General features: G+C 45.4%; 13 protein-coding genes. 8 read left to right on the forward strand and 5 right to left on the reverse strand.

Annotated elements, in window-relative coordinates; genetic code table 11:
• Positions 1–88 precede the first annotated feature (88 nt).
• Positions 89–328, reverse strand: coding sequence for a regulatory protein SipA (gene sipA / locus QUA24_RS01135; protein WP_333226570.1), 240 nt, complete (start codon positions 326–328; stop codon positions 89–91).
• 540 nt (positions 329–868) lie between these two features.
• On the opposite strand from sipA, the gene rbfA reads away from it, so the two are divergent.
• The 3 genes from rbfA (at position 869) to QUA24_RS01150 (ending at position 3,614) form a co-directional block, all read left to right on the forward strand.
• On the forward strand, positions 869–1,303 hold the full coding sequence (gene rbfA, locus QUA24_RS01140) for a 30S ribosome-binding factor RbfA (RefSeq protein ID WP_333160269.1): 435 nt from the start codon (positions 869–871) through the stop codon (positions 1,301–1,303).
• Positions 1,304–1,374: 71 nt separating this feature from the next.
• Positions 1,375–3,018, forward strand: a complete 1,644-nt coding sequence (locus tag QUA24_RS01145; protein ID WP_333226572.1) for a glycoside hydrolase family 3 N-terminal domain-containing protein — start codon at positions 1,375–1,377, stop codon at positions 3,016–3,018.
• Between the two features lie 362 nt (positions 3,019–3,380).
• The gene (locus tag QUA24_RS01150) at positions 3,381–3,614 is read left to right on the forward strand and encodes a DUF4327 family protein (protein WP_333057778.1); all 234 of its coding nucleotides are present in this window, start codon (positions 3,381–3,383) and stop codon (positions 3,612–3,614) included.
• A 63-nt stretch (positions 3,615–3,677) separates the two neighbouring features.
• Here QUA24_RS01150 and QUA24_RS01155 read toward each other — a convergent pair whose 3' ends face one another.
• The 3 genes from QUA24_RS01155 to QUA24_RS01165 form a co-directional block, all read right to left on the reverse strand.
• Positions 3,678–4,082 carry a hypothetical protein gene (locus QUA24_RS01155; RefSeq protein ID WP_333226574.1) on the reverse strand — a complete coding sequence of 135 codons (405 nt, stop codon included), beginning with the start codon at positions 4,080–4,082 and terminating at the stop codon, positions 3,678–3,680.
• Between the two features lie 360 nt (positions 4,083–4,442).
• Positions 4,443–5,576 carry an ABC transporter ATP-binding protein gene (locus QUA24_RS01160; protein ID WP_333226576.1) on the reverse strand — a complete coding sequence of 378 codons (1,134 nt, stop codon included), beginning with the start codon at positions 5,574–5,576 and terminating at the stop codon, positions 4,443–4,445.
• A 50-nt stretch (positions 5,577–5,626) separates the two neighbouring features.
• Entirely contained in the window at positions 5,627–6,196 is a 570-nt protein-coding gene (locus QUA24_RS01165; RefSeq protein ID WP_333226579.1) for an HD domain-containing protein, read from the reverse strand.
• Between the two features lie 145 nt (positions 6,197–6,341).
• On the opposite strand from QUA24_RS01165, the gene QUA24_RS01170 reads away from it, so the two are divergent.
• Positions 6,342–6,965, forward strand: coding sequence for a Uma2 family endonuclease (locus QUA24_RS01170; protein ID WP_333226581.1), 624 nt, complete (start codon positions 6,342–6,344; stop codon positions 6,963–6,965).
• 222 nt (positions 6,966–7,187) lie between these two features.
• Here QUA24_RS01170 and QUA24_RS01175 read toward each other — a convergent pair whose 3' ends face one another.
• A complete protein-coding gene (locus QUA24_RS01175) occupies positions 7,188–7,349 on the reverse strand; it encodes a hypothetical protein (RefSeq protein ID WP_333226583.1) in 162 nt (53 codons plus the stop codon).
• Between the two features lie 238 nt (positions 7,350–7,587).
• On the opposite strand from QUA24_RS01175, the gene QUA24_RS01180 reads away from it, so the two are divergent.
• The 4 genes from QUA24_RS01180 (at position 7,588) to QUA24_RS01195 (ending at position 13,850) form a co-directional block, all read left to right on the forward strand.
• On the forward strand, positions 7,588–10,362 hold the full coding sequence (locus tag QUA24_RS01180) for an ATP-binding protein (RefSeq protein WP_445242576.1): 2,775 nt from the start codon (positions 7,588–7,590) through the stop codon (positions 10,360–10,362).
• Positions 10,355–11,686: a response regulator gene (locus tag QUA24_RS01185; RefSeq protein ID WP_333226586.1), complete on the forward strand. Its 1,332-nt coding sequence runs from the start codon at positions 10,355–10,357 to the stop codon at positions 11,684–11,686. The genes QUA24_RS01180 and QUA24_RS01185 overlap by 8 nt, the downstream gene beginning before the upstream one ends.
• 98 nt (positions 11,687–11,784) lie before the next feature.
• Positions 11,785–13,314 carry a thymidylate synthase gene (locus QUA24_RS01190; RefSeq protein WP_333226588.1) on the forward strand — a complete coding sequence of 510 codons (1,530 nt, stop codon included), beginning with the start codon at positions 11,785–11,787 and terminating at the stop codon, positions 13,312–13,314.
• Positions 13,311–13,850, forward strand: coding sequence for a dCMP deaminase family protein (locus QUA24_RS01195; RefSeq protein WP_333226590.1), 540 nt, complete (start codon positions 13,311–13,313; stop codon positions 13,848–13,850). The genes QUA24_RS01190 and QUA24_RS01195 overlap by 4 nt, the downstream gene beginning before the upstream one ends.
• The last annotated feature ends 1 nt before the right edge of the window (position 13,851 follow it).

Here is a 13,851-nt window from a genome sequence, read left to right on the forward strand (position 1 = left end):
TTTAACGGATTTAAGGGAGGGATGTTGAGGGAACAAGGAAAAGGGAGATGTTAAGTTGTGATCTCAATTCCCCATTCCCTCTTTTCCATTACCCATTACCTTCTACAATTGTTTCCGCTGCTTCAATGTACTGACTGTCTAACAGAAAAGCACCTTTGTCAAAGCGAATTCCCCAATAATTGCCGGGACGCCGATCGATCACAACGCCTTCAGCGCCGATCGCAATTAAATTCGCTGGCCGCAGCATCGGCATCGGTTCGGCAGTTTTAACATAAGGCGGCATCGCCACAACTCGGACTTTTTGACCGACTGTAAATTCTTTTTCCATGAATTTTATTTCCTAAAAAAACACAGCGATAAAGGAATTTTGACAAGAAATGTTTCTGTTTAATTGATTGATTGATTGATTAGGGATGGATAATAAAATGGGTGATTCTGAAGCATGAGCAAGGGAATTACGGCAAAATTAGTGATATTTTAGGCTGCCATTTTCGTTATATTCAAGTTCATGATATTTTCCCCCTAACCCTAAGTCATGAAGACATCGTTGGTAGTTTTTGGCTCCCATATCGAAAGGCTTAGTCCTGTTCAATCTGGCCCATTCCGCTATCCTTAGCTGGTTAGTTACCCCTGAAGCATCGGCTACGGTTTTGACAATCCAATCAAACATTTTTTTTCCTCTAAGCTGTATCTCACTCTACCTCTCTATATTAGCTATATATTCACCTATGGCAATTAAACATTTTTTTCCTCTAAGCTGTCTCTCACCCCTAACTCGGACGATCGCCCGTAACACCCATGACCGATCGCGCTACAATTGTCAATCGGGATGAAAATGGCTGATTAGGAAAGTAGAGGAGTAGGTGTTATGGCTACAAGTCGTCGCATTGAGCGTGTAGCTTCAATGATTAAACGGGAAGTCAGCCTGATGTTGCTGAATGGAATCAAGGACGACCGGGTAGGTGCCGGTATGGTTAGCGTTACCGACGTAATTGTTTCTGGAGACCTTCAGCATACAAAAATTTTTGTCAGCATCTACGGTACTGATGAGGCGAAGGCTGAAACTATGGAAGGTTTGAAATCTGCTACTAGCTACGTCCGCAACCAGTTGGGCCAACGATTGCAACTGCGCCGGACGCCGGAGGTGATTTTTCTGGAAGACCGTTCTTTGGAACGGGGCGATAAAATGTTGATACTGCTGAATCAGCTTTCTGCCGATCGCAAACCGGGTATGTTTGATGACGAAGAATTGGCCGATGGCAATGAAAATGATGATGATGATTTAGAAGCAGACGAGGATTAGGTCTGAAGGTAGTCAACAGCCCAAAGTCAACAGTCAACAGTCAACAGTCAACAAACAATTCCTAATTTCCCATGATTGACAATCTTTCCTTACCCGAACTGGTGGCCCAGATGTTCGTGGTGCGCGCTTCTGGCTGCTTGTTCGACCACCAAATTCGCTATCCCGAATGGGAACCAACTGCTAGCAAACTCCGCTATTATCTGGAAAAGTTGGGCGTCGGCGGTGTGATTTTGGTCGGGGGAAGTGCTGCGGAGTTGGCAGTTCGATCGCACCAATTGCAGTCTTGGGCTAAGTTTCCGCTACTGCTGGCTGCTGATATTGAAGAAGGTGTCGGCCAGCGGTTCGCGGGGGCGACTTGGTTCGGGCCGCCGATGGCAATTGCCGAAGTGGCGCGGCACGATGCAGGTAAAGCCGATCGATATGCTGAACAAATGGGCGCTGTCACTGCGATCGAAGCTAGGGCGATCGGTCTAAATTGGATTCTCGCACCCGTGGTTGATGTTAACAACAATCCCGACAATCCTGTGATTAACGTCCGCGCTTTTGGCGAAACACCGGAAATTGTCGGGAAATTAGCCGCTGCTTTTATTCGAGGTGCAGGTGAGCACCCGGTTTTGACTACAGCTAAGCATTTTCCCGGTCACGGCGACACGGCGGTTGATTCTCACTTGGAATTGCCGGTTTTGCCACATTCCCCAGCGAGATTAGCCCAGGTTGAATTGCCTCCTTTTGTCGAGGCGATGGCTGCTGGGGTCGATGCTGTGATGAGTGCTCACTTGCTGATTCCGGCTTGGGATGCGGAGTTTCCTGCTACTCTTTCTCGCAAGATTTTGATCGGGAAGCTGCGAGAAGAGTTGGGATTTGAAGGTTTAATTGTGACGGATGCTTTGGTGATGGGTGCGATCGCCAATAAGTACGGCGCTAATGAAGCTGCTGTTTTGGCTGCTGAGGCTGGTGCTGATGTTTTGCTGATGCCGCTTGACCCGGAAGCGGCGATTCTCGCGGTCTGCGAAGCTGTCACTCAAGGGCGGATTTCACTATCACAAATTAAGGAATCTGTCAAGCGCATTTGGAAAGCGAAAATAAAGGTGGGTATGTTGATTTCTGACCCCCCCCAACCCCCCCTTGCTAAGGGGGGGAGCAAGAATTTACAATCCCTGGAGTTGATCGACTTAAGTTTGCTGGCAAATCCAGAGGCAAGGGCAACTGCTGCCGATATTTTGCGAGATTCTTTGAAATTTGGCGGCAATCTACCTTTGCAGGTTGCAAAACCCCCAGAAAACCAGCTTTTGCGGAATTTGATTGTTGTAGATGATGTTTTGGGGTGCGAGTTTTTGGGCAACCACACTCCTGCCATCGCCCTTCCCGAACAGTTTGGTTACGAATTGCAACTGATTGACGATCGCACAGGGGCGATCGCTGATAATACAGGTGCAGAGCATTTTTCTCCGACACTGCTGCAAATTTTCATTCGCGGCAATTGCTTCCGAGGCAGTGCTGGTTTGACCGAAGCAGCTCAAGATTGGTTTAAGAAATTATTAAAAACGGGAGAACTGCAAGCTGTGTTAATTTACGGCAGTCCCTACGTTTTAGAGCAATTTTTGCCACACTTGCCTCCGAGTATTCCTTATGTATTTTGTTATGGGCAAATGCCGGCAGCGCAATCTCTCGTTCTAGAGGTGCTATTCGGCATTGACGGGACTGGTAATGCTTGAGTTGCCGGACTCCTAAATCTTTCCTTTGGTGTTTCCGTCAGGACTTAAATTCATCAACCCGGTTTCTCGCAAGAAATGTTGCCTTTGGTGGCAAAGCATCCAGAAACCGGGAATCCGATGCGGGTTCCTAAGTTCTGAATTGAACTTTCCAGCAGATCCGCTTCCTAGTCAGGAAAATGTGCTGTTTATCAATATCCTAAGACAGATCCCATCACTTACTAATGATTCGTATAATTTATTTTTATTTACGGCAGTGAATTGTATAGCTGGATACGGACAAAATTTAACTTCCATATTCGTAAGTTTGGACTATATTATTACCAGGGCCATAAAATTTTTTAGTAAAACATTGAGGGCGCATTATGATTCACTCCACTATTCCCCAAATCCAATACTCTTTAGATGTGATCCAAGATGAAGCGCGTCACCTTGTCCACGAGGGCGTACTGAGCCGCCAACAGCCTATATACACGCTTTGCCAATTCATTCCGCCCCGGGAATGGGCTTGTGTAGAGTGCGAATTAGAAAAATGCGACTTCTTGCTGCGCGATCGCATTGCCGACCTGATAGGTTCTGAAAAATGGGACAATGACTAAATTTTGGTTCTCTTAAATTAAGTTGGCAAGTAAACTCCGGCTGTGTTAAAGACTCTTGATTCTTTAATACTGGGAATTTTCAGCGCGCAAATTTTCCAACTCGGCCCTCAGCGCTGCCATCTGTGCAGTTAATTCTTGAATCTCTAGCTTTACGTTAGGCTGTACAACCGAATCGGGAGGAGCATCAGTCGCTGCATCTGATTGCTTGGGCGAGACAGATTCACTGTCTGCATTCTCCCGATCGCCCGGTTGAGAGAAAATAGTATCTACAAAATTCCGGGCTTCTCGCTCTGTCATTTCTCCTTTTTCCAGCAGCTCATCGGCTAGCTGGCCAAAATCTGACTTCAGTTTGTCAAGATTTTCTTCTCGCTTCAGAGGATCTTGCAATGTCTCAATTAAAAAGGAAGTTGCACCTAAAGTTAGGTGAAATCCTGTTTGCAGCATTTGAGGCAGGTTGTCGGGATTCATCTAAAAATGCCGCTAGAACGTTTTTCTGAGTTTTTGGTTCGCTAGTTGCTCCCAAGTCGGGGCGTAAAGCCGCTTCTTAGCCCGAAGATGCTGGCGTTGTGGGTCGCGATCGCCCCGATTCAGGAAATATCAGCTTTTGGGGGGACGTTTTACCGTTGTGCCAATACTAATCGTACCATTACTGCGTAAATTAATAAATGTCAAGTGTAAACTTTTGTAACTACGAATCGAGACTTTCCAACAGGAAGGCTCAGTCTATTTTAGATTTTAGATTTTAGATTTTAGATTGAACAGGACTTAGGCACTGCGACTAAAAAACCCGGTGGCTGATTACCCGTGCGTAAATCCTGTTCAAGCCCATTAAGGATACAGCGCCTCACCGGTGGAGGGGTCAAATATAAATATTCGATCGAAGTCAAGCTGTACCGTCAGCCGATCACCCGATCGCAAGCGAACACTCGCAGGTACTTGCAACTGTACAGTAGTTTCAGCGCTCACCGAAGGCAAACTCGCCCTAATTAAAGTTTCTCGCCCCAGAGGTTCCACTACTTTTACCTCTACATCGAGGGGGACTTTTTCTAAAGCCCAAACATCGGTTTTCAAATCATCATCTTCTACTGTTTGTGGCGTAAAGATTTCTATATTTTCTGGACGGATGCCCAAATCAAACCCTTGTCCTTCTCTCGCCTGCAATTTTTTCTGAATCGAGGGCGGACAGGCTAAAGCTTGATCTCCTATTTGAAAGGATTCGTTAGTATAAATGGCCGGCAAAATGTTCATGGCGGGATTGCCTAAAAATGTGGCAACCATGCGGTTAGCTGGTTTCGCATAAATGCTTTGCGGGTCTCCAATTTGTTGAATTTTTCCCCCATTTAAGACTACAATCTTATCAGCTAAAGTCATCGCTTCTACTTGGTCGTGGGTGACGTAAACGGTGGTAATTCCCAGCCGTTGATGCAGTTGTTTGAGTTCTGCTCTAGTGTCGTCTCGCAGTTGAGCATCGAGGTTAGAAAGCGGTTCATCTAAAAGAAATACTTTCGGTTCGCGGGCGATCGCCCTGCCGAGTGCTACCCGCTGCTGCTGACCCCCTGATAGCTGTTTGGGCTTACGCTTGAGAAGGTGGTCGATCGAGAGCGATCGGGCTACTGTTTCGACTCGTTCTTGAATTTTAGTCGGGTCAACATTCCGCATCCGCAATCCAAATGCCAAGTTTTCTGCGACAGTCATGTGCGGATAAAGCGCGTAATTTTGAAACACCATTGCTACATCCCGCTGTCTCGCCGGAATGTTGTTAACTAAATTATCTCCGATGTAAAGATTGCCGGAAGTGGCGGTTTCTAAACCTGCAATTGTCCGCATGATTGTCGATTTCCCGCAGCCGGAGGGCCCGACTAATACCCAAAATTCCCCGTCCGGGATTTTGAAGCTGATGTTTTCGATCGCGGTGACGTTTTGGTAGCGTCGGGTAATATTTTCTAAGCGAACATTTGCCATTTTTTAAGTGTAATTGGTAATTGATAATTAGTGCTTTTTACCTTCAGCCTTCAGGGTTCAGAAAACTGTTCTAATTCTAAAACTGTGCGGTCTAATTCTTCAACTATAGGCGTTAACTCAGCTTGGCGGAATGCTTCTACTAAAGAACGATAATACCAGAGAGAACCGTCTTTGCCACCTTTGAAGCGTTCCCAAACAGTATCTCCTAATTGACGGGAATCTTTCAGGATAGATCGAGCATTATAAAGTTTATCAGCAGCCGAGACTAATCTCACCGAGGCAGAAGCTGTAGAAATGCGATCGATATAAGCTTGTTTTCGCTGTCGCCAAGGGGGTTTCGGCGTCTCGTCACTGTCGGTACAGCCGTCTACAATAGCTGTGACAGTATCCCCAAAGCGGCGGCGGATGGCTTCGCGGGTGGTGGCGCCGCCTTGATCTTCGATCGCATCGTGAAGCAAAGCTGCGATCGCCTCATCTTCATTTGCCCCATATTCTAAAGCTATACTAGCAGTGCCCAACAAATGGGCAATGTAGGGAACGCCGGAACCTTTGCGAACTTGGGTAGCGTGCAATTCGGCAGCATAGGTGAGGGCTTCAGAAAAACGGTTTGAGAGAATCATGAAAGTCACCTTTCTGAATTGCTATGATATATAAATTGTAGGGCTAAGTTGAAAAGACAAAATCTACCAAGTTCACTAAAATCGTCACGATGCGATCGAGAGCGAGCGCTTGTAAAGTTATAATCGTTAAACAGAGGTTTCGAGCATGACAGCTACTATAATTATACCAAAAAATGCCGACCAAAACTCAGAGCCAGAATTACCGAAAAATTTAGAAAACACAGCAGAAATTCCGCCAGAATTTGAGCAAGAAAAAGTCATATCTCTCGCAGAGTTTTTAGTCCACCCTCCCGATAGAATGGAATGGGTTGACGGCAACTTAGTGGATAAAACAGGAATGACATTTAAGCACAGTCTAGCTCAATCTAAATTAGCCCGTTACTGGGGAAATTACAAAGAGTCCAGCGGACAGGGAGGAGAAGTTCTCACCGAAATACTTTGCCGCACTAGCAAGCAGGGTCGCCGTCCCGATGTTGCTTACATTACTCCTGAACTTCTGCCACAATCAGGCAATTTTACAGCATTTTCCCAAAGTTTTCCTTTGATAGCGGAAGTTGCTTCCCCGGAAGATAGCGGCGAAGAGTTATTTGCCAAAGCTCAGGAATATTTGGAATCGGGATGTTTAGAAGTTTGGTTGCTGTTTCCTGAAGCGAGATTAATATTTGTGAATGCAGGGCAACGTTGGCGGTTGTTTAATGCGGATGAAGTTGTTAACACTCAAAGTGTGCTTGCAGGTTTTAGCGTAGCTGTGAGTGAATTGTTGGCTTGAGGAATTTGTTAAAATAATTTATTAAAATCATAAAAAGAGAAAGTCACGGTGAGAAACTTTAACTTAAGACAGGGTTTAATGAGAATGTGGGAACGCTCAAATCGAGTTTAAGCTCGACCTACAGGTAACTTTGAAGTATTGATACAATTAACATCTGATTAGGGGACTGCGGCATAGACTGAAAAGGGCTGAACCTAAAGGGTAAGCAGATTGATCCCACGACTAAAAGCCCAGGGCTTTCTTTGGGATTTTCTGTAAACGGTAGTCTTCTATGGGAATTGGGTTGAGAGATTGTTGGTGGAGTCCGATCGCCTTTAAATTTGAGCCAGAACGATCGCCCGATTTACTAAAAAACCCTTGGCTAACAGATCGCCCGCTGATCACAACCTCCGGTCAACTCCACCACTCAACGGAACATCAACCAACTCAGCGATTGTTTCACTTCCGTGAACAATAGAAAACCACTTGCAACTTGCTAATGGGACTGCTGGTTGGAGGTACGACATTAATTGTTAGCATCGGTGTCTAGCCAGGAATTTAAGCGCCTTGAAAGCTTTACCAAGGTGGATTGAATATCAAGCTAGCAATTCCTCAAAGTCTATTTTATAGAGAAGCTACTACCATGTCTCTGCCAAACTCATCCCTGAATCTATTTAAACTTAAGCGCAAACTTTCCCTGCGATCGCTCTTGATTGTCCCGTTTGTACTACAAATCTTTGCAGCAGTTGGATTAACGGGATATATTTCTCTGAGAAATGGACAGAAGGCAGTCAATGATGTTGCCAGTCAGTTACGACAAGAGATGAGCTATCGCCTCAACCTGCAAGTTCTAAACTATTTAGAAAAACCTTATATTGCCGGACAAGTGATCGTAGTTGCGGCCCAAGAGGGTCAGCTTGATTTAACAGATTTCACCAAACTGGAACGAACTTTATGGCAGTTAGTCAGCCAAAATACCCTCGAAGACGTGCAAATTGGTTTAGAGGATGGCACGAATATTGCTCTAGATACAACAATCAATGACGGCATCGTTTCTCGCCTCAGTGACAAAGCGCGTCTACCTCAACGCCGATTCTACAAACTTGATAATCAAGGTCAACGAATCGCACTGCTCAAAACTCAGGCAGAGTTTGACCCTCGGACTCGACCCTGGTATCAAGTTGTACAGAAAGCTGGAAAATCAGCCTGGACATCTGTGCCCTACGTCAGCAGTTCATATAAATCGGCTACGCTGGCTCTATCCCAGCCGATTTACAATCGCGATGGAACGTTACTAGGGGTGCAAAAAAGCACCTTTCGGCTGGACAAGATCCATCGTTTTCTGAGCGAGTTGAAGGTGGGTCAAACGGGACAAACGTTTATCGTAGATCGATCGGGCAATCTGATTGCCAGTTCAACGATCAGTCAGCCTTACATTATGGATCTTAAAAAAGAGGAGTTGCAACAAATTCCTGCCGTCAAGTCTGAAAGTTCTGTAATTCGTGCCACAGCGCAAGCTATCCTCGCTCAATTTGGCAAGTTCAACGCTATGGCACAGAATCAACAGCTTGATTTTATGCTGGCAAACCAACGGCAGTTCGTGCAGGTTTCCGCCATTCGAGACGAACGAGGTATCGATTGGTTCAGCGTCGTTGTAGTGCCTGAATCAGATTTCATGGCACAAATCAATGCCAATACTCGCACCACAATTTTGCTGTGTCTAGGGGCTTTGGTGGTGACGACTATACTGGGTCTTTTTACTTCGCGTTGGATTACCAAACCGATTTTGCAGCTACAAAAAGCCAGTCAGGCAATTAGTTCGGGACAGTTGGATCAAACACTTCAGGTGCAAGGTATTAGTGAATTAGAATCGCTGGCAGATTCCTTTAATCAGATGGCGGGTCAACTCAAAACCTCCTTTATCGAACTGGAAAGCCGGGTTGAGGAACGCACCGCAGAACTGCAAGAAGCAAAACTGGTAGCTGATGGCGCGAACCAAGCAAAAAGCGAATTCCTCGCCAACATGAGCCACGAACTCCGCACTCCCCTCAACGGTATTTTGGGCTATGCTCAAATCCTCAACCGCAGCAGCGCATTGCCAGTGAAAGAACGTCATGGGGTAGAAATCATTCACCAGTGTGGTTCTCATTTGCTGACGCTGATTAACGATGTGTTGGACTTGTCCAAAATTGAAGCCGGTAAATTAGAACTCGCACCTCAAGCGATTCACTTTCCCTCATTCATCCAAGGTGTCGCTGAAATTTGCCGCATTCGTGCCGACCAAAAAAACATTGACTTCGTTTACGATCCCGATCCACATTTGCCTGAAGGGATTTTTGCCGATGAAAAACGGCTACGTCAGGTGTTACTCAACTTGGTGGGAAATGCAATTAAATTCACCGACAAAGGTTCTGTCACGCTTAAGGTTGCCGTAGTTGAGAATCCTCTCAATCCATCCACTCGCTCTTTCAAATTTCAAGTTGAGGATACGGGTGTAGGAATTGCGCCCGATGATTTGGATAAAATTTTTCAGGCTTTTGAACAAGTGGGCGATCGCCAGCGCCAAGCCGAGGGCACGGGTTTAGGACTGGCGATCAGCCAAAGAATTGTCCAACTTATGAACGGACAAATCCAAGTTAAAAGCCAACCCGGAGTCGGTAGTGAGTTCTTTTTTGAGGTGGAACTGGCGATCGCCACCGATTGGGTACAGCAAAACTCCTTCACAACAGGAAAACAAATTATTGGTTACGAAGGACAACGACACAGCATACTTGTAGTAGACGATCGTTGGGAAAACCGAGCCGTTCTCGTCAACTTGTTAGAGCCACTAGGATTCCAAGTTAGTGAGGCCGAAAATGGGCAAGCAGGATTGGAAAAAATACGACAGTCTCAACCGGACTTAGTGATTACAGACTTAGCAATGCCAGTCATGGATGGCTTTGAGCTGGTCAAACAAATTCGCAGTGCAAAGGATTTGCCCCACCCGAAGATCATTGTCTCTTCTGCATCAGTTGCACAAGCCTATCAACAGATGAGTTTAGATGCAGGGGGAAATGATTTCCTGGCAAAGCCAGTGGAAGTCAGTGAATTATTTAACCTCTTAGCCACTCATTTGGAATTAAAATGGAAATATGAAATGACAGGCTCCAACGAGTCTGAACCATCCACTCCAACCACTGCATTAGAGAACCCAGAAGGGATGATTATTCCTTCTGCGGTAGACTTAAAAAAGTTACTAGAATTGGCACAACAAGGCAACTTAAAACGGCTACGATCGCACACAGAGCATATTGCTCAATCTAACCCTCGCTACGCTAATTTTGCCTCAGAAATTCTTCAGTTGGCCAAGCAATTTAAAGCCGAAGAGATTGAAGAGTTGCTACAACAACATCTCACAGAGAAGAAAGCCGATGTCTAGTCCTGAATTAATTCTGGTGGTGGATGATACCCCTGCAAACTTAGAAGTAGTTTGTGAAACTTTAAGTGATGCGGGGTACGAAGTAGCAACCGCAATCAATGGCGATCGCGCTCTTAAGCGAGTCCAAGCTTATCCTCCGGATTTGATCTTACTCGATGTTCAAATGCCAGGAATTGACGGCTTTGAAACCTGCCAACGTCTGAAGGCAGATCCTAAAACCGCAAGTATTCCCATCATTTTTATGACCGCCCTCTCCGATGCCGATAGTAAGGTGAAAGGATTTGTCCTGGGTGCTGTGGACTACATCACCAAACCCTTTCAAGAACAGGAGGTGCTAGCACGGGTAAAAACTCATTTGCAGCTACGGCAGTTAACTAAAAATCTCGAACAGCGTGTAGCTGAGAAAACCGCTGATTTAGAAGCAGCACTCACACAACTGCAACAGTCTCAAATTCAGTTAGTCCACACCGAAAAAATGTCTGCTTTGGGCAATTTAGTGGCGGGTGTCGCGCACGAAATTAATAACCCGCTTGGCTTTATTGCTGGCAATCTGAAACCCGCTCAGGACTGTATAAAAGACCTATTTAAAGTTATCGATCTCTACCAAAAAGAACTCCCTTATCCAAGTGCAACGCTACAGGAATTCCTGGAGGAAATAGACTTGGAATATTTACAAGAGGATTTACCAAAGTTAATTGATTCGATGCAAGAAGGAGTCGATCGCATTCATACAATCAGCACCAGTTTAAGAACCTTCTCGCGTTCGGATTGCGATCGCCCCATTCATTACAATATCCACGACGGCATTGACAGCACAATCTTGATTCTCAAGCATCGCCTCAAAGCCAACGAATGTCGCCCGGAAATTGCAGTCATCGCAGACTATGGCGATCTGCCACCGGTAGAATGCTTTGCCGGACAGTTAAATCAGGTATTTATGAATGTGCTGGCAAATGCTATCGATGCCCTGGAGGAATCAAATAAAGGACGCAGTTTTGCTCAGATAAAAGCCAACCCCAACCAGATTACTGTCAAAACCCAATTGTCGGAATCTCAGGCAGTGATCCGAATTCAGGATAATGGGATTGGCATTACGGATGCGGTGAAGCCAAAAATCTTTGAGCATCTGTTTACCACCAAAGGCGTGGGGCAAGGAACAGGGCTGGGATTGGCGATCGCTCGTCAAATCGTAGTTGAGAAACACTCTGGAACTCTAGAAGTTAACTCAACTTTAGGTCAAGGTACAGAGTTTGTGATTTCAATTCCGGTGAGGGCGATCGCTGTAAAAGACATTCAGGCAAAGATTTGCGTTGACGCAGCATAACAAATCGTTGCAGCGGTGCCATAAAGATGATTGATAGCGCCCCTTCAAACCATCCAAACTATTGATATAGTAGTACGCGGTGCAAAAAACGGTAAACCATGACAGCCACAAATCTCGTCAATAAATTTGAGTACAAACCCCTATACAAACCCAATCAGTTAATTTGCGGAACGGGGCAAACAGCCATTGTCAGTGGCTGGACAGTAAAAAGTGCGATCGGCAAAAAATTACAACCCAATGAATTTGCTGTCATCGGACAACTATACTCTCCTACTCGCGGCATCAACTTCTTAATTAGAAACTTGCTGTGCAATCCCCACGTCCGCTTTTTAGTAATTCTCAACGCTACCAAAGAAGACCGCAACTCCGGTGCCGCAGCGTGCTTGATAGACTTTTTTCGCAACGGATTTGAAGCCGGCAAAAGCGATACTGGTAGAGATTGCTGGCTAATTAGATCTTCAATATTTGGCTACATTGATATTGAAATAGCAGCAGAAGCCTTAGAACTATTGCGTCATTCAATAGAATGGCAAGAAGCCAAAAATATAGCCGATACAGTGACCTGTGTCAAGTCTTTTGCCCAAAAAGAATCTGTTGAACATTGGGGAGAACCCGTAACTTTTCCGCTAGTCGAAATCGTCCCGACTGTACTCCCCGGTCAGAAATACGGACACAGAATAGAAGGCAAAACTATCGCCGAAACTTGGGTAAAAATCATCCACCGAATTAAGACCACTGGCACCTTACGGCCGACTGGTTACGACGGACAGTGGCAAGAATTAATCGACTTAATGGCAGTGATTACAGATGAACCTGCGGAGTTCTATTTCCCCGAACCGAATTACTTACCAATAGACCGTGATTTCCTGGAACAGTACAAACCGCAAATGCTGGAAGATGCCCCATATAACGAAGGAATTAAATATACCTACGCACAGCGGATGAGGTCGTGGTTTGGACGCGATCAAATCGAAGAAGTTATTGCCAAACTAATTAAGGAAATTGACGCGGCAAGTGCTGTAATTAGTTTGTGGGATGCAGGCGGAAATATTAACAGAAGGCCTGACGGTTCCTCAGACCACCAGCACAGCGGTAGTCCTTGTTTAAATCACATTTGGGTGCGAGTTGTGGATGAGGAAATATCGCTAACAGCAACTCTCCGCAGTAACGATATGTTTGCGGCTTGGCCGGCCAATGCAATGGGTTTGCGGGCTTTGCAGCAGCATATTCGAGATGAAATTGCGAGGCGTTCCGATTATAATTTGGCAATGGGCCCGTTGGTAACGTTGAGTCAATCTGCTCACTTGTATGACGATACCTTTGAAAATGCCGATCGGCTAATTCAAACCCAATATGCTAAAATCTGCGAAGATCGAGACTTTTTCGATGCAGCAGGTAATTTTTTAGTTGAAGTAGCGGACAATCAGATAGTAGTCACGCAAACCACCCCGGGCAGCGGCGAAGTTGTCACCTGTTATTCTGGAAAAAACCCTCTCAAGTTAGTGCGAGAAATTTGTGCTGCTTCCCCTGCCATCCAACCCGATCATATTGGTTATTTGGGAATAGAATTGCAAAAGGCGGCCGAGTGTCTGAAAACCAGCAACCAATACATTCAGGATAGAAAATGAATCTAGAAGAAGAAAGACCGACTTGGGACGAATACTTCTTAATGTTAGCAAAATTGGCTGCTACTCGATCGACTTGTCTGGCTTTTCCTGTAGGCGCGGTGATAACTAAAAACAGGCAAGTTTTAGCAACGGGTTACAACGGTTCGCCGTCAGGTTCGGCACACTGTACTACTCAAGGCTTCTGCTATCCTGGTTTGAGTAGTTGCGACGCCAGTAAAACTTTACCATCAAGGGCGGTTCACGCGGAAGCAAATGCGATCGCTAAAGCTGCTAAACACGGTATATCTACTGCTGGGGCTAGTATTTACGTCACTTTAGAACCCTGCATCTATTGTTTGAAATTAGTCATTGCCGCTGGAATTAGAGAAGTGTTTTACGAAACGAGTTTTAACAGCGGAGAAAAAGCTGCTTTGAGAGATACTTTTATCAGTGAAGGTATTGTTGAGTTAAAACAAATTCAACTATCTGAAGATACAGCAAGAAAGGCGGCTTTGTTTTTATTGCATCCTACATCTGTGGCCAAAAATTTAGTATAGG

Origin of the sequence: Microcoleus sp. Pol12B5 (genome assembly GCF_036701335.1) — a bacterium.
GTDB lineage: Bacteria > Cyanobacteriota > Cyanobacteriia > Cyanobacteriales > Microcoleaceae > Microcoleus.